At 33.7% G+C, this 23,134-nt stretch carries 24 protein-coding genes; 13 read left to right on the top strand and 11 right to left on the bottom strand.

The window, feature by feature from the left end:
* Positions 1-62 precede the first annotated feature (62 nt).
* From IWX80_RS03440 to murI, 7 genes are all read left to right on the top strand, one after another.
* Positions 63-947, top strand: coding sequence for an NAD kinase (locus IWX80_RS03440; RefSeq protein WP_196852172.1), 885 nt, complete (start codon positions 63-65; stop codon positions 945-947).
* A 168-nt stretch (positions 948-1,115) separates the two neighbouring features.
* On the top strand, positions 1,116-1,790 hold the full coding sequence (locus IWX80_RS03445; protein ID WP_196852173.1) for a type IX secretion system protein PorG: 675 nt from the start codon (positions 1,116-1,118) through the stop codon (positions 1,788-1,790).
* A 4-nt stretch (positions 1,791-1,794) separates the two neighbouring features.
* A complete protein-coding gene (locus IWX80_RS03450) occupies positions 1,795-2,535 on the top strand; it encodes an isoprenyl transferase (RefSeq protein ID WP_196852174.1) in 741 nt (246 codons plus the stop codon).
* Positions 2,468-5,197 (top strand): BamA/OMP85 family outer membrane protein, encoded by a 2,730-nt coding sequence (locus IWX80_RS03455; protein ID WP_196852175.1) that lies wholly within the window; start codon positions 2,468-2,470, stop codon positions 5,195-5,197. Before IWX80_RS03450 ends, IWX80_RS03455 begins: the two co-directional genes overlap by 68 nt.
* 35 nt (positions 5,198-5,232) lie before the next feature.
* Entirely contained in the window at positions 5,233-6,243 is a 1,011-nt protein-coding gene (locus tag IWX80_RS03460) for an OmpH family outer membrane protein (protein ID WP_196852176.1), read from the top strand.
* Between the two features lie 21 nt (positions 6,244-6,264).
* Positions 6,265-6,765 (top strand): OmpH family outer membrane protein, encoded by a 501-nt coding sequence (locus IWX80_RS03465; RefSeq protein WP_113633990.1) that lies wholly within the window; start codon positions 6,265-6,267, stop codon positions 6,763-6,765.
* Positions 6,766-6,875: 110 nt separating this feature from the next.
* Positions 6,876-7,655, top strand: a complete 780-nt coding sequence (gene murI / locus IWX80_RS03470; RefSeq protein ID WP_196852177.1) for a glutamate racemase — start codon at positions 6,876-6,878, stop codon at positions 7,653-7,655.
* 9 nt (positions 7,656-7,664) lie between these two features.
* On the opposite strand, the gene IWX80_RS03475 is transcribed toward murI, so the two are convergent.
* Both IWX80_RS03475 and IWX80_RS03480 read right to left on the bottom strand, forming a co-directional pair.
* Positions 7,665-8,183 carry a gamma carbonic anhydrase family protein gene (locus IWX80_RS03475; protein ID WP_196852178.1) on the bottom strand — a complete coding sequence of 173 codons (519 nt, stop codon included), beginning with the start codon at positions 8,181-8,183 and terminating at the stop codon, positions 7,665-7,667.
* A gap of 15 nt (positions 8,184-8,198) precedes the next feature.
* Entirely contained in the window at positions 8,199-9,197 is a 999-nt protein-coding gene (locus IWX80_RS03480; protein ID WP_196852179.1) for a PorP/SprF family type IX secretion system membrane protein, read from the bottom strand.
* Between the two features lie 166 nt (positions 9,198-9,363).
* Between IWX80_RS03480 and IWX80_RS03485 the strand changes: the two genes are divergently transcribed.
* The 5 genes from IWX80_RS03485 to IWX80_RS03505 all read left to right on the top strand — a co-directional run bounded on the left by IWX80_RS03485 (position 9,364) and on the right by IWX80_RS03505 (position 14,425).
* Positions 9,364-10,263: a NifU family protein gene (locus IWX80_RS03485; RefSeq protein WP_113633994.1), complete on the top strand. Its 900-nt coding sequence runs from the start codon at positions 9,364-9,366 to the stop codon at positions 10,261-10,263.
* A gap of 116 nt (positions 10,264-10,379) precedes the next feature.
* Positions 10,380-10,580, top strand: a complete 201-nt coding sequence (locus IWX80_RS03490; RefSeq protein WP_091165677.1) for a dodecin family protein — start codon at positions 10,380-10,382, stop codon at positions 10,578-10,580.
* 146 nt (positions 10,581-10,726) lie between these two features.
* The gene (locus tag IWX80_RS03495; RefSeq protein ID WP_196852180.1) at positions 10,727-12,745 is read left to right on the top strand and encodes a thioredoxin domain-containing protein; all 2,019 of its coding nucleotides are present in this window, start codon (positions 10,727-10,729) and stop codon (positions 12,743-12,745) included.
* Between the two features lie 50 nt (positions 12,746-12,795).
* Positions 12,796-13,500, top strand: a complete 705-nt coding sequence (locus tag IWX80_RS03500) for a hypothetical protein (RefSeq protein ID WP_196852181.1) — start codon at positions 12,796-12,798, stop codon at positions 13,498-13,500.
* Positions 13,501-13,579: 79 nt separating this feature from the next.
* Complete coding sequence (locus tag IWX80_RS03505; protein WP_196852182.1) at positions 13,580-14,425, top strand: mechanosensitive ion channel family protein; 846 nt, start codon at positions 13,580-13,582, stop codon at positions 14,423-14,425.
* A gap of 20 nt (positions 14,426-14,445) precedes the next feature.
* Here the strand turns inward: IWX80_RS03505 and tsaB are convergent, their stop codons facing one another.
* The 3 genes from tsaB to IWX80_RS03520 form a co-directional block, all read right to left on the bottom strand.
* The gene (gene tsaB, locus IWX80_RS03510; protein ID WP_196852183.1) at positions 14,446-15,114 is read right to left on the bottom strand and encodes a tRNA (adenosine(37)-N6)-threonylcarbamoyltransferase complex dimerization subunit type 1 TsaB; all 669 of its coding nucleotides are present in this window, start codon (positions 15,112-15,114) and stop codon (positions 14,446-14,448) included.
* Between the two features lie 83 nt (positions 15,115-15,197).
* The gene (locus tag IWX80_RS03515) at positions 15,198-16,502 is read right to left on the bottom strand and encodes an efflux RND transporter periplasmic adaptor subunit (protein ID WP_196852184.1); all 1,305 of its coding nucleotides are present in this window, start codon (positions 16,500-16,502) and stop codon (positions 15,198-15,200) included.
* Positions 16,503-16,508: 6 nt separating this feature from the next.
* Entirely contained in the window at positions 16,509-17,879 is a 1,371-nt protein-coding gene (locus tag IWX80_RS03520) for a TolC family protein (RefSeq protein ID WP_196852185.1), read from the bottom strand.
* Between the two features lie 193 nt (positions 17,880-18,072).
* Between IWX80_RS03520 and IWX80_RS03525 the strand changes: the two genes are divergently transcribed.
* Positions 18,073-19,473: a DUF4403 family protein gene (locus tag IWX80_RS03525; RefSeq protein ID WP_196852937.1), complete on the top strand. Its 1,401-nt coding sequence runs from the start codon at positions 18,073-18,075 to the stop codon at positions 19,471-19,473.
* A gap of 97 nt (positions 19,474-19,570) precedes the next feature.
* On the opposite strand, the gene IWX80_RS03530 is transcribed toward IWX80_RS03525, so the two are convergent.
* From IWX80_RS03530 to IWX80_RS03555, 6 genes are all read right to left on the bottom strand, one after another.
* The gene (locus IWX80_RS03530; protein ID WP_196852186.1) at positions 19,571-19,810 is read right to left on the bottom strand and encodes a hypothetical protein; all 240 of its coding nucleotides are present in this window, start codon (positions 19,808-19,810) and stop codon (positions 19,571-19,573) included.
* A gap of 16 nt (positions 19,811-19,826) precedes the next feature.
* Positions 19,827-20,369, bottom strand: a complete 543-nt coding sequence (locus tag IWX80_RS03535) for a DUF420 domain-containing protein (RefSeq protein WP_113634001.1) — start codon at positions 20,367-20,369, stop codon at positions 19,827-19,829.
* Positions 20,370-20,371: 2 nt separating this feature from the next.
* The gene (locus IWX80_RS03540; RefSeq protein WP_196852187.1) at positions 20,372-21,058 is read right to left on the bottom strand and encodes an SCO family protein; all 687 of its coding nucleotides are present in this window, start codon (positions 21,056-21,058) and stop codon (positions 20,372-20,374) included.
* A 6-nt stretch (positions 21,059-21,064) separates the two neighbouring features.
* Positions 21,065-21,706, bottom strand: coding sequence for a hypothetical protein (locus tag IWX80_RS03545; protein ID WP_196852188.1), 642 nt, complete (start codon positions 21,704-21,706; stop codon positions 21,065-21,067).
* Positions 21,707-21,780: 74 nt separating this feature from the next.
* Complete coding sequence (locus IWX80_RS03550; RefSeq protein ID WP_113634004.1) at positions 21,781-22,131, bottom strand: cytochrome C oxidase subunit IV family protein; 351 nt, start codon at positions 22,129-22,131, stop codon at positions 21,781-21,783.
* A gap of 19 nt (positions 22,132-22,150) precedes the next feature.
* Positions 22,151-23,128, bottom strand: a complete 978-nt coding sequence (locus tag IWX80_RS03555; protein WP_196852189.1) for a cytochrome c oxidase subunit 3 — start codon at positions 23,126-23,128, stop codon at positions 22,151-22,153.
* Positions 23,129-23,134: the final 6 nt, after the last annotated feature.

The following is a 23,134-nucleotide window of genomic DNA, read 5'->3' on the forward strand; positions in this document are numbered from 1 at the left end:
ATTTGGTTATTGCAACCGCCATCTCAAACAACCCAATAATCAAATTAACGATTAAAAAAAAGATGAAAGTAGCGATCTACGGTCAATATTATCAAAACAGTACAGAACCTATTATAAACGACATCTTTGTTTTTTTCAACAAAAACAATGTAGAGATGATTATCGAGTCTCATTTTTTGTTGATGCTTAATGAAAGGAAGATTGTCGAAAATAAATACAAAACTTTCACTTCCCATACGGAACTAGACTCCAGTTTTGACATGCTAATTAGCATTGGCGGAGACGGAACAATACTAAGAGCCGCAACATTAGTTAGAGATTCAGGCATTCCCATATTAGGTATAAATGCAGGAAGACTTGGTTTTCTGGCAACTGTTCAAAAAGAGAATATAGCTGAATTTATGCAATTTGTGATTGACAAAAAATATTCGATTTCCAAAAGAGCATTACTAAGCTTGACCTGTTTTCCAGCCAATGAATCGATTGACGAAATCAATTTTGCGATGAATGAAATTACGGTTAGCCGAAAAGACACCACATCGATGATTACGATTGATACCTATTTGAACGATGAATTTTTGAATTCCTATTGGGCTGACGGTTTAATTATTTCAACGCCAACTGGATCTACAGGATATTCCTTGAGTTGCGGCGGTCCAATTTTGACTCCGGATGTAAAAAGTTTAGTCATTACTCCTATTGCACCACATAATCTTACCGCCAGACCACTTGTTGTACCGGACGAAACTGAAATCAGATTGAAAGTTTCAGGACGAGAGGAAAATTACTTGGTTTCCTTAGATTCCAGAGTCACTTCTGTAAAAAATGAATCAGTACTGACTTTAAAGAAAACGCCATTTCAAATTAACATGGTCGAAATTCCCGAAGAAACCTTTTTGAAAACACTTCGCAGCAAATTACTTTGGGGACAAGACAAGAGGAATTAAATCATTTTGTCCGCGCGTTATACGATTTTATCGATTTTCCCCGTTTTAATGAAACAAATACTTATTTAGTGTTAGTTACCACTCTAATTATTAAAAAAACACACATTTAACGGAATGGGTATTGTATCGAATTGATAATTATTATATTTGCACGCAATTTTTGATTTAATGAACAAGATCTATTACTTACTTTTCTGTTTTTTCCCTTTGATGATGGCCCAAGCCCAAATCCATGAGGTCGGAGTTTTTCTAGGCGGAAGCAACTACATTGGTGACATAGGTCCAACAACTTATATTGCACCAAACGAGCCTGCTTTTGGAGTGTTGTACAAATGGAATAAAAGCCCGAGACACTCCTATAGATTTTCCTATACTCAATCTGACATTACATCAAATGATTTAGATTCCGAAGAAGCCAGCAGAAACCAAAGAGGGTATCTTTTTGAAAACAACTTAAAAGAAGTATCTTTAGGTCTTGAATTCAACTTTTTCGATTTTAATCTTCATGAATTGAGCACTAAAATCACTCCTTATGTTTTTTCTGGTGTAAATTATTTTTCAGCTAAATATACCTTAACCAATACCAAAGCAGATATATCCGTGGAGGGCAGAACAGAAAGAAGAAAATCAATCGCAATACCAATGGTAATGGGAATCAAGTCAAACATAACACCACGTTTCGTTTTAGCACTAGAAACCGGAGCCAGATATACATTGACCGATAATATAGACGGAAGTTTTAATCAACAATTTGGAAATATAAATAATAATGATTGGTATGTTTTTTCAGGAGTTACCTTAACGTATACTTTTGGAGAAAAACCCTGTTATTGCGCAGAATAAAAAAATGAATTTACTACAGCATATCGACGCGACAAGATTACCCAAACACTTAGCTATCATCATGGATGGCAATGGACGTTGGGCAAAGCAGCAAGGACTTTTACGAGCTTTGGGACATGAAAGCGGGACAAAATCAGTGAAAGTAATAATAGAAGCCAGTGCTAAATTAGGCATTGAATTCCTTACGCTTTACGCTTTCTCAACTGAGAATTGGAACAGACCAAAATTAGAAGTTGAAACTTTAATGAAAGTGCTTATCAACTCCTTGAAAAAGGAACTTACCACCTTACAAAAAAACAACATCAAGCTTAATGCTATTGGCAATTTGGAAAAATTACCAAAATCCGCACAAAAAGAGCTTCTTGATGTAATTGATAAAACTAAAGATAACACGCAAATGACTCTGACTTTGGCGTTAAGCTACGGATCCAGAGAGGAACTTGTCAGTGCGGTTAAAAACATTTGCAGTAAAGTTAAAAATAATATAATTTCAATAGACAGTATTGACGATTCCATTATTAATGAGCATCTTTACACGCAAAATTTACCTGACGTAGATTTACTAATACGAACAAGTGGAGAACATAGGATAAGTAACTTTTTGTTGTGGCAAATTGCCTATTCAGAATTGTATTTTACTGACATATTGTGGCCAGACTTTAAAGAACAAGATTTATATGAGGCTATCATTAGTTATCAAAAAAGAGAACGTAGATTTGGAAAAACAAGTGAACAAATTAAATAATTTTTTAGTGTTAAATAAAAGCATAAAAATAGTCCTTACCGTTTTGATTTTTGGAAGTTTTACACAAGTTAAAGCTCAAGAAAGAGTTCCTTTTGATCAAGGTAAAAAATACATTCTTGCCGATGTAGCCGTAGTGGGAGATATCAGTTTTAATTCGCAAACCGTTGTCACTTTTTCTGGTTTGCAAAAAGGACAAGAAATAACTGTTCCAGGTGAGGAAATCAGTGCTGCTATAAAAAAATTAGGAAAATTAGGTCTCTTTGATGAAATCTCTTTTTATGTAAATAAAATACAGAATGATAGTATTTATCTTGACTTAAACATCATCGAATTACCTAAATTAAGCGAGGTAAAATTTGTAGGTGTTAAGAAAACAAAAACGGAAGGTTTAATTAAAGACAACTCGTTGAATAAAGGAAAAGTAGTTAATGAAAACTTGATTACGACTACCAAAAACTACATTGAAAATAAATATAAAAAAGACGGCTACTACAACACTAAAGTAAATATTAACACCGTAAAAGACACTGCTTCGGTAAACCAAGTCAATATGCTTGTTACTATTGACAAAGGCGATAAAGTAAAGATTCAGAGTATTGATTTTGCCGGAAACACAAAAATATCGGATAACACTTTGCGTAAAGCAATGAAAGATACGAAACAAAAGAAATTTACTCGTGTTTTGAAAGCTTCTAAATTTATAAAAGATAAGTACAAAACTGATTTAGAAAAAGTAATTGCATCTTACAAGGAAAAAGGATACAGAGACGCGAGAATAATTTCGGATTCTGTAACTTATGATAAGAATAAAAATGCGTTAAACATCAAAATTAATGTTGAAGAAGGGAATAAATACTATTTTGGAGACGTTAAGTTTTTAGGTAATACTGTTTATCCTGATCAATTTTTAAGCAGAATATTAGGCGTAAAAAAAGGAGACACTTACAATGGTGTTCTTCTTGAAAAAAGAATTGCAGATAAGTCTAAACCAGACGCAGAAGATATCACGAATTTATACCAAAACAGCGGTTATTTATTTTCTAATGTAAATGCTGTTGAGGTTAAAACTGCAAACGATACTATTGATTTTGAAATACGAATTACGGAAGGTCCAATTGCTTATTTCAACAAAATTACAGTTACAGGAAATGACAAAACAAATGACCGTGTAATCTATCGTGAATTAAGAACAAAACCGGGAGAGAAATACAGCAAAGAAGAATTAGTTAGAACAATTCGTGAAATTGGTCAATTAGGATTTTTTGACCCTGAAGCTATCAATCCAGCGTTCAAAAACGTTGATTCAGGAGCGGGAACTGTTGATATTGAATATCAATTAGTAGAGAAAGGATCGAGTCAAATTGAACTTCAAGGAGGTTATGGCGGAGGTGGTTTCATCGGTACACTTGGACTGTCATTTAATAACTTTTCAGCAAGAAACATGTTCAATAAAGATGCTTACAAACCTTTGCCAATGGGTGATGGTCAAAAAGTATCGTTACGTTTGCAGGCTAGTACTTTTTTCCAAACCTATAGTGTATCCTTTTCAGAGCCATGGTTTGGAGGAAAAAAACCAGTACAATTCAGCTCTTCTATTTCATATAGCAAGCAGTTTTTAAATAACTTCATAACACAACGAGCAGATAGAACAAAAAGTTTTGATATTCTTACATTATCTGTAGGTTTAGCAAAAAGACTTACTGTTCCAGATGATTTCTTTGTATTATCACAATCTATTAGTTATCAGCATTACGCCTTAAACAACTATAATACAGGGTTATTCACATTTGGAAACGGAACTTCCAGAAACTTAGCTTACACCGTAGGACTTACAAGAAACAGTAAAGGGTTGAATCCGATATTCCCTACTTATGGTTCAGAGTTCAGCATTTCGGCAAAGTTAACGCCACCTTACTCTTTATTTAATGGTGTAGATTATGCCACGCTAGGAGATCAAGAAGAGTACAAATTAAAAAACACCGTGGACAGACAAAATGTGCCGGATGCTAATGGAAATATTGTAAATATTGGAGATTACATCGACACGAATGGTAACAAGGTTACTAATTTTTCACAAGCGGCACCTGACGTAAGTAAAGTCGATCAAAAGCGATTCAATTGGTTAGAATATTATAAAGTTAAATTCAAAGCGGACACGTACACCAAAATTTACGGTAAATTAGTACTTAGAGCATTAGCTGAATTTGGTTTCTTAGGATCATACAATCAAGAAAGAGGAGCTGTTCCTTTTGAACGATTCTATCTTGGTGGTGATGGATTGGCTAACTTCTCCATGGATGGTAGAGAGACGATCCAGTTGAGAGGATATCCTAATAACTCGCTAACGCCTGTTAATAGTGCTGGAGAACAAATTGGAGCCACAGTATTTAATAAGTTCTCAATGGAATTGCGTTATCCAATTACATTGAAATCATCAGCTTCAATATACGCGTTGGCCTTTATGGAAGCAGGATCATCATTTAGTGATTTCAAAAGCTATAATCCATTTGCTTTAAGCCGTTCTGCAGGGGTTGGATTACGTGTATTTATGCCAGCATTTGGTTTATTGGGAATTGATTTTGGACATGGATTTGACGCATTACCGGGACAAGCAAAAGCTAACGGATGGGAAACCCACTTTATCATTGGGCAACAATTCTAAAGAACTGCTTTACGATTTTCTAATATAGCACAGTTATGAGGAAACAATTTTTATATGTATTTTTAGCTTTAATTGCCATGCAAACAATTAACGCGCAGACCAGAGGAAATAAACTGGGCTACATTGATATGGAATACATTTTACAAAATGTTCCTGATTATACTGAAGCAAAAATTCAATTAGAGCAAAAAGCTCAAAAATGGAAATCGGAAATTGACGCTAAGAAAATTGAAATCAATAAATTAAAAGAAGCTTTAAAAGCCGAAAAAGCTTTGCTTACTAAAGAATTGATAGACGAAAGAGAAACCGAAATCAGTTTCCTTGAAAATGAAAATTTAGAATATCAACAGAAACGTTTTGGTGCCAACGGAGATTTAATCATTCAGAAATCTGTTTTGGTAAAACCAATCCAAGACCAAGTTTTTACAGCAGTTCAAGATATTGCAGAACGATTGAAGTATGATTTCATATTTGATAAAACTTCCGACTTGACGATGCTTTTTGCAGCCAAAAGATTTGACATCAGTGATCAGGTTTTACGCGTTTTGAACCGTACCGAAAAAAGAGAGCAACTGACCAAAAAACAGCAAAAAGAAGCGGAAGCAAGAGAGAGTAAAGAAGATGCATTAGATGATAATCCGGCTTTGGCTGAACGCCAAAAATTGTTAGACGATAAAAAAGCTGCAAGAGACAAAGTTCTAGAAGACCGAAAACTACTTCAAGAGCAAAAGAAAAAAGAATTTGACGACAAAAGAAAACAAATTCAAGCAGACAGGGAAGCTAAAAAAAATGGCACGGTTTCTGCAAATGTTAAAAAAGAAGAAGCACCAACCAGTTCAACTGTAAATAATGAGGCTACAACAATTGCAGATGATGCTAAACAAAAGCAAGCTGACGCGAGAGCCAAAACATTAGAAGACCGTAAAAAAGTGCTGGAAGACCGCAAAAAAATTTTAGAAGAAAGAAGAAAAAAAATACTGGAAGACAGAGAAGCGCTGAAGAAAGCGAAAGAAGAAAAATTAAAAGAAAATACAAACAATAATTAATTACTTAATATTTTAAAAACGATGAAACAAATCAAAACTCTACTAATTGCTGCAATTTTAATGTTAGGAGCAAATCAAACAATGAATGCACAAGCAAAAACAGCTCATGTTGATGTAAGTGAAATTATGACAAAAATGCCAGCAATGTTAGATGCTCAAAAACAATTAGATAAATTGAGTACAACTTATGATGCTGACTACAAAAAAATGGTTGAAGAATACCAAGCAAAATTAAAAAAATACGAAGCTGAAGCTGCAACTGTTACTGAAGCTGTAAACGGAGATCGTTCTAAAGAAGTGCAGGATATGCAAAAAAGAATTGTTGATTTTAGAGATAATGCTCAAAAAGAATTACAACAAAAAGAATCTGATATCGTAAAACCATTAATGGAAAAAGTGAGAGCTTCTATCCAAAAAGTAGGTAAAGCAAAAGGATTCCAATATGTTCTTGATGGTTCTTCTCTTTTACTTGCTGATGGTCCAAACTTGACTATGGATGTAAAAAAAGATTTAGGTTTCTAAAAAAATCATTAATCGTAATAAAAACTGCTCAACCTAATATAGGATTGAGCGGTTTTTTTGTTTAAAACAAATCATAGGAAATTTAAATCGTAGCATGTAACTTTGTTTTTATGAATAGCAATAATCAACCTATAGGAATCTTTGACTCAGGTATTGGCGGAACTTCTATTTGGAAAGCAATCCATCAATTGCTGCCTAATGAAAAAACAATATATCTCGCAGATAGTAAAAATGCGCCTTACGGACAAAAATCTAAAAAGGAAATTGTTGCACTCAGCATGAAAAATACCGACTTATTGCTTGAAATGAACTGCAAATTAATAGTAGTCGCCTGCAATACCGCAACCACGAATGCAATTCAGGAATTAAGAGCAAAATATAATGTTCCTTTCATAGGAATAGAACCGGCTATAAAACCAGCAGTCACACATTCGAAAACACAGATTATAGGAATCTTGGCAACAAAAGGAACGCTGAACAGTGAGCTTTTTAATAAAACCACTGAGAAGTACCAAGACACTAAAATAATAGAACAGGTAGGTCACGGATTAGTTCAGTTAATTGAAAATGGAGAAATCAATTCACCCGAAATGACTAAACTGCTTCACTCCTATCTAGAACCAATGATTGAAGCTAATATCGATTATTTAGTTTTAGGCTGCAGCCACTATCCCTATTTGATTCCGCAGATAAAGAAAATCCTTCCTGAACACATTCAAATTATCGATTCAGGGGAAGCTGTTGCTAAGCAAACACAAAATATACTTCGGGAAAAAGTAGGATTCGCTTCCGTTGAAGAGAAGCAACCTGTTTTTTACACCAATACAAATCCCAAAGTTTTAAGTGAAATATTGGAAAATAAATATACGGTTTTACAGAAAGAATTCTAAAGAATACGGCTACTCTTCCTCTTTAAACCAACTGGAATACATTACATAATTATTCGAAATCCGTTCAATTTCTCCGGCAAAGTCCGATTGATCGATATCTTTTACCTTTTTAGCAGGAACTCCCGCCCAGATTGAGCCTGATGCTACCACTGTGTTTTGAGTAATAACAGCTCCGGCAGCCACAATCGAATTGCTTTCGATGACACAATTATCCATAACAATCGCTCCCATTCCTATTAGCACATTATCATGAACAACACATCCATGTACAATGGCATTGTGTCCAATAGAAACATTATTTCCTATAATAGTTGGGTGTTTTTTGTAGGTGCAATGAATAACAGCTCCATCTTGGATGTTTACTTTATTTCCAATTTTGATGAAATTGACATCGCCACGAATTACTGCGTTAAACCAAACACTGCAATTTGCACCAAAAGAGACATCGCCTACAATAGTGGCATTTTCGGCAACATAACAGTCTTCAGGAATAGAAGGCGATTTGCCGTTAACAGATTTTATTAGCATGAGGATATGAATTAATTAATTAATTGCCGGACAATTACAATCGTATTTTACGGGTTTGCAAAACAAATCGATTCCTAAAGTGATTTGGTGATAGCCACCATTATCAAACTTTACGGCTCCGGACAATTGAGAATAGGTATAAGCAAACATAAACTTATCAAAATTTACCCCTACAATAGGTGTGATGTATTGTAATTTTTGCTTAGAAATTGTATTGCCATCAATATATTCAGCACCATCAAAACTTCTTCGGTAGGACAATCCGCCCCAAACTCTTCCAAAATCTAGATTTTTGTAGGCTTTCAAATTAATGTCAATTGCTTTTTCATTTGTTTTTTCAACCATTTGAAATAAAACCGAAGGCTCCCATAATATTTTGTCTCGATTTCCAAAAATATAGCCGGCACTCAATAAATATTTTCTCAAATTATCACTTTCATACTCCGTATAAATATCTCTTCTGGTCTCAATGACATTTTTCACGGTTGCATGCGCATAAAAATCCAGAAAATTATACGAAGCACCAATATCAACATTAAAATAGGAATCTTTTTGCACTACAGTTCCATCAATAATTGGATCAAAATCTCCGGATTGTCTAAATTCCGTTTCGTCCAATTGACTTTGAATCAAACCAGCACTCATACCAAAAGACAATTGATTTAAATCGATTTCATCTCTGGAAAACATAAGATGATACGCATACGTAAATTTGACTCCTTTTTGGGAATGGTAACCATTTTTATCATTAAATAGTATAATCCCAGCTCCAGCTTTTTCACCTACTCTTCCATTAAAACTTAATGTTTGCAATTCAGGTGCATCCTTCTGATCGAACCATTGCTTACGACCTGTCAACCTAACTTTAGCACAATTAGCAGCACCAGCCATTGACGGATGTATCAGGTAATAATTATCAGATAAATAATCTGAATACACAGGAATTCCTTCTTGTGCAAAAGAATAATTTGTTATAAATAATAGTGCAGCTAGAATTTTAATTTTATGATACATTGAAATATTTTTTAGCAAAATGAATAATTCCAAATCAACATTAAGATATATAAATAATGATTTCTCCAATTTAAAAATTAAACTAAAGTTAATTTATTCATTAAAAAATCAAATATAGTTATTCGTAGAAAATAACTTTAGTAAATTTGTGAAAATTTCAAAAGCCATGAACAAAGTTACTATAAAAGAAACACAAAACCCAACGATATTAAAGTTTGAATTTCAAGATTTTATCACTCAAAATGAAAGTTTTGAATTTAAAAATATTGATGAAGCAAAAACGTCTCCATTAGCGCAACAATTGTTTTATTTACCGTTTGTAAAAACAGTTTACATATCCGGCAATTTTATCGCAATCGAAAAATACAGTATTGTAGAATGGGACGATGTAAAAGATGCCGTTGCAGAACAAATGGAAAAATTTGTCAACGATGGCGGAACAATAATCACTGTTGATGAAAATAAAACCAAGAAACAGCCGGTAACAGTTTATGGGGAAACTACTCCAAACCCTTCAGCATTAAAATTTGTAGTCAGCAAAATGCTGACTAAAAACGCGATTGAATTCAAAAATATTGATCAAACTGCTGCTTCACCTTTAGCCAAAGAACTTTTCAAATTTCCTTACGTAAAAGAAATTTTCATTGACGAAAACTACATTTCTGTAACCAAATATGAAATCAATGATTGGCAAGAAATCACTTTAGAACTTAGAAGTTTCATCAAACAATATATTGAAAACGGAGGAACTGTTTTAGATGAAAATTATGTTGCTGCAGTTACCGCAGAAGAAACCGTTAAGGCAAAAGAATTTGATAATTTGGATGTAACCTCACAACAAATCATCAATATTTTAGAAGAATATGTAAAACCTGCCGTACAAGCCGATGGTGGAAATATCGCATTTGACTCTTACAACGAAAATGACAAAACCGTAAAAGTGATCTTGCAAGGTGCCTGCAGCGGTTGTCCTTCTTCTACTTTTACATTAAAAAGCGGTATCGAAAACATGTTAAAAAGCATGTTGAATGATGAAAGTATCAAAGTTGAAGCAATAAACGCATAAACACACAAAATACTATTTGCTTGAAAATCTTTACGTTACGTGAAATATTTATATTTTTTAAATGTTCTATTTAAAAAAAATTGGTAAATTTATATTTCACTTAACAAATAGAAATCATGTCAATATTAAAAGTAATTGAAATACTTTCAAGCTCAGAAATTAGCTGGGAAGATGCAGCTCGAAAAGGAGTTGCTAAGGCGTCAAAATCAGTAAAACACATCCGTTCTGTCTATATTCATGAACAAAGTGCAACAGTAAGCGATGGCGCCATTACAGAATTTCGAGTGAATCTCAAATTGACTTTCGAACTCGAATAAAGAACTTAACAAAACAAATCAAAGCGTTTCATTCGAGACGCTTTTTTTTAGAAGCTATTTCCCGTCATCCGTTGCAATCTTTCCAGCCCTGAAAAAGCTCAGGACTAGAAAGGATTTCCACTACTACCGGGGCTAAAAACGACCTCATGAACGAACTACATTTAGAAACCAGCCCATACCTATTACAACACGCCGGAAATCCTGTAGAATGGAAAGCTTGGAATCCAAAATCATTGGCAACAGCTAAAGAAGACAATAAACTTATCATCATAAGCATTGGTTATTCCGCTTGTCATTGGTGTCATGTAATGGAATACGAAAGCTTTGAAGATCAAGAAGTCGCTCAAGTAATGAATGCACATTTTATACCCATAAAAGTCGATCGGGAAGAACGCCCAGATATTGATGCTGTTTACATGAAAGCTATTCAAATCATGACCGGTCGTGGCGGATGGCCGCTGAACATAGTGACGCTTCCTGATGGAAGACCCGTTTGGGGCGGAACCTATTTTAAAAAAGAAGAATGGATAGAATCTCTGAACCAATTACAGGAACTCTATCAATCTGCACCTGAAAAGATGATTGATTATGCCGAAAAATTACATCAGGGAATCCAAGAAATTGGATTAATTCAAAACGATAACACAGAAACGGAAGTAAACCAAAATGTACTGAAACTCTTAGTCAAAAAATGGAAAAAAAGTTTCGACATGGAATTTGGCGGCATGGCCAGAGCACCAAAATTTATGATGCCTAATAATTACCAATTTCTGTTGCGTTATGGCTATCAAACTAAAGACACCGATTTGCTGAATTTCGTGAATCTTACATTAATAAAAATGGCGTATGGTGGACTTTTTGACACTGTTGATGGTGGTTTTTCGCGTTATTCAGTAGATATGAAATGGCATATTCCTCATTTTGAAAAAATGTTATACGATAACGGCCAGTTGGTTTCTTTATACAGTGACGCCTATAAATTAACAAAAAATCCATTGTACAAAGAAGTGATAGAAAAAACACTTGGTTTTATCGAGAAAGAATTAATGAATCCTGAAGGCGGCTTATACTCAGCGCTGGATGCAGATAGTTTAAACTCGGATAATCAACTTCAGGAAGGCGCCTTTTATGTCTGGAAAATTCCAGAATTAAAGGCAATCTTAAAAGAAGATTTTGATTTATTCAGTCAAGTATTCAATTGTAATAGTTTTGGATTATGGGAAGATGAAAACTATGTTTTGATTCAAAACCAAACTTTAGAAAGTATTGCAAAGCAAAATAATATTCCCGTTTCAGAACTACAAACTAAAAAAATATTTTGGGAAAAATTGCTTTATAACGAAAGAGAAAAACGACCAAAACCAAGACTTGATGATAAGTGTTTGACTTCATGGAATGCAATAATGCTAAAAGGATATATTGATGCTTATAAGGCTTTGGGAAACCAAAAATATTTAGATATTGCACTACAAAATGCAGCCTTTATAATCAAAAACCTCTGGTCAGATGATGGGAATTTATTCCACAATTACAAAAACGGAAAGAGCACCATCAATGGATATCTGGAGGATTATTGTTTCGTGATTGCCGCATTCATTTCTCTGTATGAAGGAACTTTGAACGAAAAATGGCTTCACGATGCGAAACGACTTATGGACTATAGTCTGGACCATTTTTATGACAATAAAAAATTCTTATTTGCATTTACGTCAAATCTAGACGAGGCGTTAATTACAACGCATTACGAAACCGAAGACAATGTGATTCCTGCTTCAAATTCAGTGATGGCAAAAAACCTATTACAACTGAGTATCTACTTCAATAATTCCTATTATGAGCAAGTCAGTCATCAAATGCTGATGGCTATACTACCTGGAATTGATTATCCATCAGCTTTCTCAAATTGGATGGATTTGGCATTAAATTACTCGGAACAAAACAAAGAATTAGCCGTTTCTGGCGAACTTGCTTTGGAGTATTGCACAAAAATAAACAATCTTTATATTCCTAATATTGTATTGGCTGGATCACAGAAAAAATCAACACTTCCGTTTTTAGATTCTCGTTATTCAAACCAAGAAACACTGTTTTATCTCTGTCAAAACAAGACCTGCCTCATGCCAAATACTGATTATCAACAAATTATTAATGATTTAATAAAGTAATCTTAGAAAAAAATGATTACTATTGTAAGACTAATCAAATAAAAAAAACCATGGGACTATCTTCATTTTTTAAAAAATTATTTGGCTCAGCCAAAGAAACAGCCAGTGAATTAGCGGACAAAGCAGAAACAACTTTCGAAGAAGCAAAAGAAACTGCAGCGCCATATCTTGAAAAAGCAGAGAATTTCGCAGAAGAAACATTTGAAAAAGCAAAAGAAACCGCAGCTCCTTATCTTGAAAAAGCAGAAGTTTTTGCCGAAGATACATTTGATAAAATAAAAGAAACGGCTGCCCCAATAATCGAAAAAGTAGAAAATTTTACTGGTCATGCTAAAGAAACTACCGGTGAATATTCCGAAAAAGCAACAAACGTTTTAGAAAACACAATTGAAAGTGTCAAAGAAAAATCAGACACAACAGCTGAAAAAGTAGAAGATTTAGCCATTGAAGCCAAAACTGCCGTTTCAGACACAGTAGAAACCGTAAAAGAAAAATCAGAAACAACATCTGAAAAAGTAGAAGATTTAGCCAGTGAAGCCAAAACTGCTGTTTCAGACACAGTAGAAAATTTAAAAGAAAAGGCAGAAATAACTACTGACAAAGCGGAAGATTTAGCCAGCGAAGCTAAAACAAAAGCTACCGATGTTGTTGAGAATGTTGCTGAAAAAACAAGTTCACTTGCAAATGATGGCGATGAAGAAGCAAAGCACATTGCCAAAGAAACCATAAATAAAATAGAAGAAGACGCGGATTAATTTATAGAAAAATAATTTATTCGTATTTTTGTGCTTCAAACTTAACCTTCTCCTTTGAGAAGGTTTTTTATTTAAAAAAATGAATTTAAATCCAGAGCAAATTACTGATTACGCGAATACTTTTATCAAAGTGTTAATTGACTATTCTCCAAGATTAATTTCTGCATTCATAATTCTTTTTGTAGGTCTTTATATCATCAGGCTTATAAACAGGTTCATCAGGAGGTTAATGGTTAGGAGGCATTTGGATCCAACATTGACCCGATTTCTTGCCGATATTTTACTTTGGGTATTAAGAGTAATTTTATTTGTATCTTTTATTTCCAAACTGGGAATTGAAACATCATCATTTGTAGCCATTCTTGGAGCAATGGGACTTGCGGTAGGATTATCACTTCAAGGTTCCTTATCTAATTTTGCAGGCGGAATGTTAATTATCCTTTTTAAACCTTTTCGGGTAGGTGATCTGATAGAAGCGCAAGGTGTAACAGGAACTGTGAGTGAAATACAAATATTTGTAACCAAATTAGTTACAGCTAACAATCAAACTATTTTTGTACCAAATGGTTCCCTTTCTAACGGAAACATCATCAATTATTCACTGGAAAAAATTAGAAGAGCTGATTTGACTGTTGCTATCTCTTATGACACAAATATTAAAGAAGCTAAAGACATTATTACTGCCGTTTTAAAGAATAATCCAAAAATATTAGAAACACCAGCTGCCGAAGTTTCTGTAAAAAACCTTACTGATAGTGCCATACAAATAGCTGTAAGACCATGGGCAAAAAATGAGGATTTCTGGGGTGTTTATGCTGATACACTACAAAATTGCAAACAAGCTTTTGATGAGGCAGGAATTGTTATTCAGCCATTTGTCAAAGAATCTTCTAAAAAAAATAATCCAACTGAACCGATGGAATAATCGATACATTCAGCAATGCGCTATTTCTTTGGAGCGGTTATCATAAAATCTTTCAGATAATATGGTTCAAAATAAGCGACATCAACCGTGTCGCTTATTTTGAATTTTTCAAAACTTAGCACACTCATTTCTTTGGCAGATGGATATACAATCTCTTCCAAAAAAACATGGTTTTCCTTTGTTAAAACCGACTTGCATTTGTCGGCACAATCACCTATAAAATAAAGTGTTTCCTGTCTATCTTCAAATGAATTCTCATCGATAATTTGGGCAAGAACTTCTCGTTTTTTTTCTAAAGTTGGACTAAAAACTGCACTATACACTTCCATTCTTCGTGCATCAATCATAGGAATTATCAAACCGCTCGAAATAGTAACTTGTGCCGCTAAAGCCTGTAAAGTGTCTACCGCAATTAGTGGAATATCTAGTGCATAACACAATCCTTTTGCTGCCGAAACGCCAATTCGCAATCCCGTGTACGAACCAGGGCCTTGACTTACTGCAATCGCTGATAAATCTTGAAGAGCAATTCCTGCTTCTTTAATTATCGCTTCAATAAAAACATGAAGTCGTTCCGCATGTGAATATCCTTCTTCTGCAATTTCCTTACAAAGAATCGTTTTTCCATCTTTTGCAAGAGCGACAGAACAATTCTTGGTCGCCGTCTCAATGTTTAGTATATAGCTCAATTTCAGAATTTATTTTAAATTAAAAATCACAATCACAAAATTAGATTTTATGATTGTGATTTCAAAATAGTTGCTAATATAGGTTACTTTTTACTTTCTCCTTTATCTTTATCTGTTTTTAGCATGACTTTGTCACCAGAATTCAAATCTTTCGTCACCGTAGAATAAGGTCCTGTGATAACCACATCTCCTTTTTTAAGACCGGTCAAAACCTCAATGTTAGTATCATCCTGAATACCTGTTTTAATGACTCTGATTTTAGCTTTATCACCAACTTTTACAAATACACACTCGAATTTTTTATCGCTTTTAGGCGCTGCTCCTTTTTGCTCGTCTTTAGGATCAACTACAACAATGTCTTTTACAGCGGCAGTGTCTGATTTTATAACAACAGAACTAATTGGAACTGATAATACATTACTTTTTGTTTCGGTAATAATATCCACAGTCGCTGTCATTCCTGGTCTGAAAGGCGAATACGTATCTGGTTTTCCTTCCAATAAATCTTGGTAGGATTCCTTCAAAATTCTTACTTTAACTTTAAAATTAGTTACTTGATCAGCTGTCAAGGCAGAACTGGCTGAATTTGAAATACTGGTTACAATTCCTTTAAATTGTTTTTTCAAATACGCATCTACTTCAACATTTGCTTCGTCACCTACTTTAATTTTTACAATATCATTTTCATTCACATCCACTTCAACTTCCATATTGTTTAAGTTGGCTACCCTCAAAATTTCTGTTCCAGTCATTTGTTGGGTCCCCAAAACGCGTTCTCCTAATTCTACGTTTAACATAGAAATAGTTCCATCTGCGGGTGCGTAAATTGTAGTTCGTCCTAAGTTGTCTTTCGCTTCATTTACTGTTGCCGAAGCACTTTGAACATTAAAATAAGCGTTTTGTTTTGCAGCTTTAGCTACTTCGTAAGATGCAATTGCTTTATCCCAGTCGGCTTTTGAAATAATCCCTTTTTCGAATAAAGTTTTATTTCTGTCATAATTGGATTTTGATTCTTTGAAAGAAGCATCTGCTTGGCTCAAATTTGCTCTCGTTCCAGATAAGTTTGAAACAGAACGGTTGTAACCTGAAGTATATAAATCGGGATTTATTTTAACCAATAAATCTCCTTTTTTCACCACTTGACCTTCTTTTACATTCAAAGAAATAATCTCTCCGGATACTTCAGATGAAATTTTCACTTCAATTTCCGGTTGAATCTTTCCTGTTGCGGAAACTGTTTCAACGATTGTAGATGGTATAACTTGGGCTATTTCAACTTCAGTTCCTTTATCTTTATTACCGATAACGCCAGACTTTGAAAGTATTACTAGAGCCGCAATAATTACAACAGCTCCACCTATTAGAATATAAATTGTTTTTTTAGACATAATAAATTAGTTTTTGATAAGAGGAATTCCAAAATAGAATTCTAAGATTTTGATTTTGAAAATATAATCGTACTTGGTTCTGATAACTTCTGATTGTGCATTAGCCAATAAGGTTTGTGATTGGTTAAAATCAAATGAGTTCATCAAACCTACATCATACCTTTCTTTAGCATAATTATACGCTCCTTGTCTGGCTTCAAGTGCAACAACTGATGATTCATAAGCGTTAAGTGCACCTTTTGCATCTGTAAATGCAGTAAAAACATTTCTTTGCAAATCCAAATCTTGTTGCTCAACAGCAATTTTTGATCGTTCTAAACTCACTTTGGAACGCTCTACATTGTTTCTAACTGAAAACCCATTAAAAATCGGAATCGATAATTGTGCTCCAAAAGATTGTCCTTTATTATCGCTAAACTGATTGAAAAATGGCGCTGAATTTCTCGTGCCAATTATGTTTCCCTTGTCATCAAAAACAGGAACATCAGCATATGAAACTCTGCTATTAAAGCTGTAGAAACCCTGCAAAGTAGGCTGAAAAGCTCCTTTTGCAATTTCCACATCTTTTTGTGCAATCTCTAAATTAGTTCGGGCAATTTTCAATTCTGTTCTGCCTTCTACCGCTTTGTCATAAATAGCACTTGGAGTTTGTGCCATAATATTATTCTCATCCCTCATGTTTGTGTCATCCACAACATCAAAATTTTCAAAATCTTTTAGCTGTAGTAACTGCGCTAAACTTAATTTTGAGATTAATAAAGCATTGTCAGCAGCTATAACATTCTGATTATTTTGCGCTACTGTCGCTTTAATATCTAATAAATCTCCACGAGGAATAGATCCTGCATTGACTAATTCTTCTGAACGCGAATATTGCTTTTCATTGATTCCCAACTGCTCCTTTTGTACTTTTAAGTTTTCTTTGTTAAAAAGAACCTGCAAAAAAGCATTGGCAACATTCAAGGCAATATCTTCCTGCATTTTCAACAATTGATATTTGGCTGCTACTATCGAAAGATTGGCTTTACGAAGCGTATTCTGATTTTGCAATCCTTTATAAATATCAACACCTACATTAGCGCCAGCTGAAGTAAACTGGGTTGTTTGATTCCTCAATAAACCCGTGGTAATATCCTGGTTTAAACCAATATTCCAAGAATGGGAAGCACTGGCGTTAAGAGAAGGAAGAAAATTCCCGATAGCATCTTTTTTACCAATAAGTGCTGTTTTTGAATCCAATTCAGACTGTTTGATGGAAATATTATTTTGAATGGCGTATTTCACGCATTCTTCTAAGGTCCACACTTTTGACTGTGCTTGCGCTGTAACGCAACAAATCAGCATGACCATTAAACTAAGAAAACTTCTTTTTTCCATATATTTTTGAATAAAAGCGCAGCATAGCTGCAAACAAATTTAACTTTTTCTAATAAAAATCTATGAATTAATAAAAAATATTTTGTCCATAAATCCGTTATAAAACAATTAGACTTTAGAAATTAGCATTTGTTACAAAAATTCATAAAAAAAGAATAGTTTTGTTAATTTTGATTTTTTAAATAAAATAATGATGCTGAAATTCTCTTCCAATCTACTTATAATCTGTTCAATTTTATTCATTTCAAGTTGCGCTACTACTAATAAAATAGATGCTTTGAAACCGGAACCGGATGATGCAACCCCTTTGATTTATGAAAACACTCCTTCATATATTAATATGCCAATTAGCGTAAAACTAAAAGATATTGAAAACCAAACTAATGCATCGCTGAGTGGATTAATTTACGAAGACAACAGTATTGAAGACGACGACATTGAAATGAAAGTTTGGAAACTCGCTCCCATTACCATCAAAAATGAAATTGGAGAAAAAATTAAAACTATTTTACCCTTAAAAGCTATTGTCAAATATCGAATCGGCACTAAAAAATTGGGAATCGAAATATACGATACCCGAGAATTTCATCTTGATGGAGTTGTGACTTTAGTAAGTGATGTTGCTTTGATAAATTGGAAACTAAACACAAAAACAGAATTAAAATCATTAGATTGGAATGAAAGTCCTACGATGACCGTTTTTGGAAAAAACGTTCCGGTTACTTATTTAATTAATCCTGCCGTAAAACTATTTAAATCAAAAATTGAAAAGAAAATTGACGAAGCTATTGCAAAATCAATGGACTTTAAACCAAATGTTTTGGCAGCACTTGAGAAAATCTGTGTTCCTTTTTTAATGAATGAAACCTATGAAAGCTGGCTTCGAATTGTTCCAATAGAAATTTATTCGACCAGTGCGAAACTGAAAAATGACACTTTTGTGTTAGATATGGGAATGAAATGCAACATGGAAACCTTAATTGGAAAACAACCGGAATCTAAATTCAATGCATCCAAAATTATTTTAAAACCCGTTACCAAAATTCCTGAAGATATTACTGCCAACATTGTAGCCATTTCAACGTATCAGGAAGCATCAAAAATCATGACCAAAAATTTTGCCGGTCAAGAATTTGGTTCCGGTTCACAGAAAGTAAAAGTTCAAAATGTAGCAATTTGGCACAAAAAAGGAAAAATGATCATTGCTTTAGATGTTTTGGGTTCTGTTAATGGGACTATATATTTAGCCGGATTTCCAAAGTACAATGAAAAAACTAAGGAAATATTTTTTGATCAATTGGATTACGCTTTAGATACAAAAAACAAATTGATGCGAACTGCAAATTGGCTAGCCCAAGGATTAGTGCTCAAAAAAATTGAACAAAGTTGTCGTTATTCTATAAAACCAAACCTAGAAGAAGGTCAAAAAAGCATGATGACTTATATGAGAAACTATTCTCCAATGCAAGGTGTTTTTGTAAATGGAAAGATGGAAGACATTCAATTTCAAAAAATCCAATTAACGAATCAGGCTATAATTGCCTTTATAAAAGTAAAAGGAACTGTAAGTGTTTCCGTTGACGGATTGAAGTAGAATTATTTAATCATCAGTTTTTAATAGTCAACAAATCGTATACTTTAAACTCGAAGAAAGTGTTTTATCCTTTCTTTTTTGATAATGATATTATCTTTTAAGATTTATTCTTTTTCATTCGATAAATAGCATAACCAATTCCTGCAACCAAAATATAAGGAATAACCATCAGGTACACAATTCCATCATTTACCGCTGCTGCTTGCGTTGCATTTCCCTCACTTGTTAATGCAGCGCGACACATGGCACATTGCCCATTTACAGTACCACTGAATAATCCAAAAAACATCAGAAAGATATATATTACAACCTTGTTCACATTGTTTTTGACTGTCATTTTAGTATTCTTAGCTTTAATAAACATAGTAAGGTGAAATCATTAAATAAACAACTACTCCAGTTACGGCAACATACAACCAGATTGGGAAAGTGATTTTCGCAATCTTTTTATGCCTATCAAAATTTCCTGCTAATGCTCTCACATAGGTTATTAAAACCATAGGAATGATAGCCACTGACAAAACTATATGGGTAAACAAAATAAAGAAATAAATATATTTGATAGCTCCTTCTCCTCCGAATTTTGTAGAATCAGAAGTCATGTGATACGCAACATACATCACCAAAAAAGCAACAGACAAGGCAATTGCACCAGTCATTAATCTTTCGTGAAGTTTCCTTTTACCATTTTTAATTGCAATAACGGCAGCGATTAATAAAACAGCCGTAATTCCGTTAGTAGTGGCATAAATAGGAGGTAAAAAAGATAGAGGTTCTACATTATAACCAAAATCTTTTAGTTTCACACCAAAAAGTATCGCAACCGCAACTGGTATTATGATGGAGACCGCAATTATAAATTTATTGAATTTTTTTTCAAGAGAATTGTTTTCCATTTTTATTCTTCTAATAAAATATTAATATCTTGTTGTAAGTTTCTTACACCCATTTTATCTAATCCGTCATAATACAAAATCGGGTTTCCAAATTCATCATTTCTACAACGAATATTTCCATTTTTATCAATCAAGGCAAACAACCCTGAATGCTCAAAACCACCTGCAACTTTTTTATTTTCACCTGCGTAAAGATTAAATCCTTTATTAGCAAGATTAAATATGTAGGCTTTATTACCAGTCAAGAAATTCCAATTAGTAGATTTTACTCCAAGAAGATTAGCATGCTCTTTCAATACTTTTGCAGTATCATGTTCCGGATCGATAGTGATGGAGACGATTCCAAAATTAGGATTTCCAAAAAACTTTTTCTCAATCAGGAGCATGCTTTCATTCATCTTCGGACAAATTGTAGGACAGGTAGTAAAGAAAAACTCTAATACATATACTTTCCCTTCGTACGTTTCATTGGTTACCTTCTTACTATCTTGATTTATTAATTCAAATTTTGGAGCAGGACCAATTTTTATTAATTCCCCTTCTTCTGTAGTTGTTGGATTAACACTATCGAGCCTGTCGCCTTGAACCACCTTATCATTTTTAATTCTTTCTACAATTTTTGGAATTGCATAAATTCCAAAAATCAAAATAATAAAAGAGATACCTATGTATGATTTGTTTTTAAACATAAACTACTATATTTTTCTGGTGGCGTTATTGTTCTTTTTTAGTGCTGCACGATACTCATATAGAATCACTTTGAAGTCATCAAGCATTTCGTTACTCAACTCCGCTGGGTGAAATGTACTATATCCTTCTTTAGTATCTTTTACCAATTTTCTACCGCGAAGATTTCTCTTCTTATCGACAATATATACTTTTGGAGTTCCTAATTTATCGTCTAATTCCTCCACTAACTTTAATTGATTGTAATAAGTCTTAATTTCATCAGGTGAAGCAAAAACAAAACGCCATTGCGCTACATCCGTAAAAGCTCCTAAAGCATCTACTACTTTCTTGGCATCATTTTCAGTTCCCGTTGGGCAAATCATTACAAACTGAACATCTTTGAACTCATGATATCTTTGATAAATCTTCTGATTTAAATTGAAAAGATTTCCTCTGTTTTTTAACAGCTCTGTACCCATAAACCCCAGAATAGTTACTTTTCCATTCAAAGTAACTTTTTGTCCGTCTAAAGATTGCCAATTCCCAAAATCAGCAGTATTAGGAGTTATCGTTGGTAATTTAGTAAACCCATTTACTCCAGAAGCAAAAAAAAGGTAGGCAACTATAGGCAAAATAAAAAGAACGAAAAGGACAATATTTTTTTTCATTGTAATGATACTTTTAAAGTACAAAAATAAAAAAAGGTACGCAATGCGTACCCTTTTATTGAATTAATATCTTGTTAAAAATTCCATTTAATTGTAGAATTTTTAAAAACCTCATAAATATAATCCCCTTCGGTCAAAAGAATAAAGAGAATATATAATATCAGAAAAATTAGGGGAAAAACAACTGCATTTCTTAAAGTGCTTTTTTCTCCTTCCATGTGCATGAAAGCCCAAACAATATAATACGCTTTATAAATAGTAAGAGCGTAGAATATCCAGTTCAGTAAATTCATACCCATAAGATTGTTCATGTGTAGCGCTTCAGGTTTTAAAATCCCTAAAATTACTTCTACTACTGTAACGGCAGACAATATTCCGAAAACTTTCCAGATTCTACCTATATTAGATACGTGTTCGTGTGACATGATAATTACTTTTTGAAAATTAAACTAGATAGAAAACTGTAAATACAAAAACCCAAACTAAATCGACAAAGTGCCAATAAAGACCAACTTTCTCTACCATTTCATAACTTTTTCTTTTTTCGTAAGTACCAATTAACACATTAAAAAATATAATGATGTTTATCACAACTCCAGAAAAAACGTGAAATCCGTGGAATCCAGTAATAAAGAAAAAGAAATCAGCAAATAATTTACTACCGTATTCGTTTCTAACCAAGTTAGCACCTTCTACCACATAATGAGCTTGACTCAATCTTGCTTCAGATTCTGCTCTTGATAAAACTGTCTTTTGTTTTTGAGCAGTAACAACCTCTGTTCTAATCAAAAGTTCAGGATGCGCTTTGAAACCCGCTTGAACTTCTGCTACAGAGTACGATGGAAGAGTTGGTTCACTCATAAACCATTTCGCTTTGTTTCTTGTTAGTTGCTCTCTCTCCTCAGGCAAAGTTGCAGCAAAATCAGCTAAGGCTACACGTTTACCATCTTTATCAACAAACTGAAGTAAACTACCTCCTTTTGTTTCAATAGCACCATATTCTCCTTTGATGAAATTTTTCCATTCCCAAGCTTGAGACCCTACGAAAATCAAACCACCAATAATGGTTAAGAACATGTAGAGAACCACTTTGTTTTTTTTCATTTGATGACCTGCATCAACAGCCAAAACCATTGTTACTGATGAGAAAATCAAAATAAAAGTCATTAATGCCACATAATACATTGGAGCAGATACTCCATGCATAAACGGAAAGTGCGTAAACACTTCGTCAGCCAATGGCCATGTTTCAATAAATTTAAATCGAGAAAAACCATACGCCGCTAGAAATCCAGAGAACGTTAAAGCATCTGATACGATAAAAAACCACATCATCAATTTGCCATAACTTGCTCCCATTGGCTCATTGCCGCCTCCCCAAGTTTTTTCTTCACTATTTGCAGTAGTAACTGTCGCTTCCATAAAAGT

Origin of the sequence: Flavobacterium sp. CAN_S2 (assembly GCF_015752255.1) — a bacterium.
Taxonomy (GTDB): Bacteria; Bacteroidota; Bacteroidia; order Flavobacteriales; family Flavobacteriaceae; genus Flavobacterium.

Coding starts and splice junctions, on each gene's coding strand:
- IWX80_RS03445 (WP_196852173.1), top strand. CDS start 1,116: ATGAACAAGATCTATTACTTACTTTTCTGTTTTTTCCCTTTGATGATG.
- IWX80_RS03460 (WP_196852176.1), top strand. CDS start 5,233: ATGAGGAAACAATTTTTATATGTATTTTTAGCTTTAATTGCCATGCAA.
- IWX80_RS03465 (WP_113633990.1), top strand. CDS start 6,265: ATGAAACAAATCAAAACTCTACTAATTGCTGCAATTTTAATGTTAGGA.
- murI (WP_196852177.1), top strand. CDS start 6,876: ATGAATAGCAATAATCAACCTATAGGAATCTTTGACTCAGGTATTGGC.
- IWX80_RS03535 (WP_113634001.1), bottom strand. CDS start 20,369: ATGGAAAACAATTCTCTTGAAAAAAAATTCAATAAATTTATAATTGCG.
- IWX80_RS03545 (WP_196852188.1), bottom strand. CDS start 21,706: ATGAAAAAAAATATTGTCCTTTTCGTTCTTTTTATTTTGCCTATAGTT.
- IWX80_RS03475 (WP_196852178.1), bottom strand. CDS start 8,183: ATGCTAATAAAATCTGTTAACGGCAAATCGCCTTCTATTCCTGAAGAC.
- IWX80_RS03495 (WP_196852180.1), top strand. CDS start 10,727: ATGAACGAACTACATTTAGAAACCAGCCCATACCTATTACAACACGCC.
- IWX80_RS03540 (WP_196852187.1), bottom strand. CDS start 21,058: ATGTTTAAAAACAAATCATACATAGGTATCTCTTTTATTATTTTGATT.
- IWX80_RS03440 (WP_196852172.1), top strand. CDS start 63: ATGAAAGTAGCGATCTACGGTCAATATTATCAAAACAGTACAGAACCT.
- IWX80_RS03450 (WP_196852174.1), top strand. CDS start 1,795: ATGAATTTACTACAGCATATCGACGCGACAAGATTACCCAAACACTTA.
- IWX80_RS03520 (WP_196852185.1), bottom strand. CDS start 17,879: ATGGAAAAAAGAAGTTTTCTTAGTTTAATGGTCATGCTGATTTGTTGC.
- IWX80_RS03480 (WP_196852179.1), bottom strand. CDS start 9,197: ATGTATCATAAAATTAAAATTCTAGCTGCACTATTATTTATAACAAAT.
- IWX80_RS03505 (WP_196852182.1), top strand. CDS start 13,580: ATGAATTTAAATCCAGAGCAAATTACTGATTACGCGAATACTTTTATC.
- IWX80_RS03485 (WP_113633994.1), top strand. CDS start 9,364: ATGAACAAAGTTACTATAAAAGAAACACAAAACCCAACGATATTAAAG.
- IWX80_RS03515 (WP_196852184.1), bottom strand. CDS start 16,502: ATGTCTAAAAAAACAATTTATATTCTAATAGGTGGAGCTGTTGTAATT.
- IWX80_RS03455 (WP_196852175.1), top strand. CDS start 2,468: ATGAGGCTATCATTAGTTATCAAAAAAGAGAACGTAGATTTGGAAAAA.
- IWX80_RS03490 (WP_091165677.1), top strand. CDS start 10,380: ATGTCAATATTAAAAGTAATTGAAATACTTTCAAGCTCAGAAATTAGC.
- IWX80_RS03530 (WP_196852186.1), bottom strand. CDS start 19,810: ATGACAGTCAAAAACAATGTGAACAAGGTTGTAATATATATCTTTCTG.
- IWX80_RS03555 (WP_196852189.1), bottom strand. CDS start 23,128: ATGGAAGCGACAGTTACTACTGCAAATAGTGAAGAAAAAACTTGGGGA.
- IWX80_RS03500 (WP_196852181.1), top strand. CDS start 12,796: ATGGGACTATCTTCATTTTTTAAAAAATTATTTGGCTCAGCCAAAGAA.
- IWX80_RS03550 (WP_113634004.1), bottom strand. CDS start 22,131: ATGTCACACGAACACGTATCTAATATAGGTAGAATCTGGAAAGTTTTC.
- IWX80_RS03525 (WP_196852937.1), top strand. CDS start 18,073: ATGCTGAAATTCTCTTCCAATCTACTTATAATCTGTTCAATTTTATTC.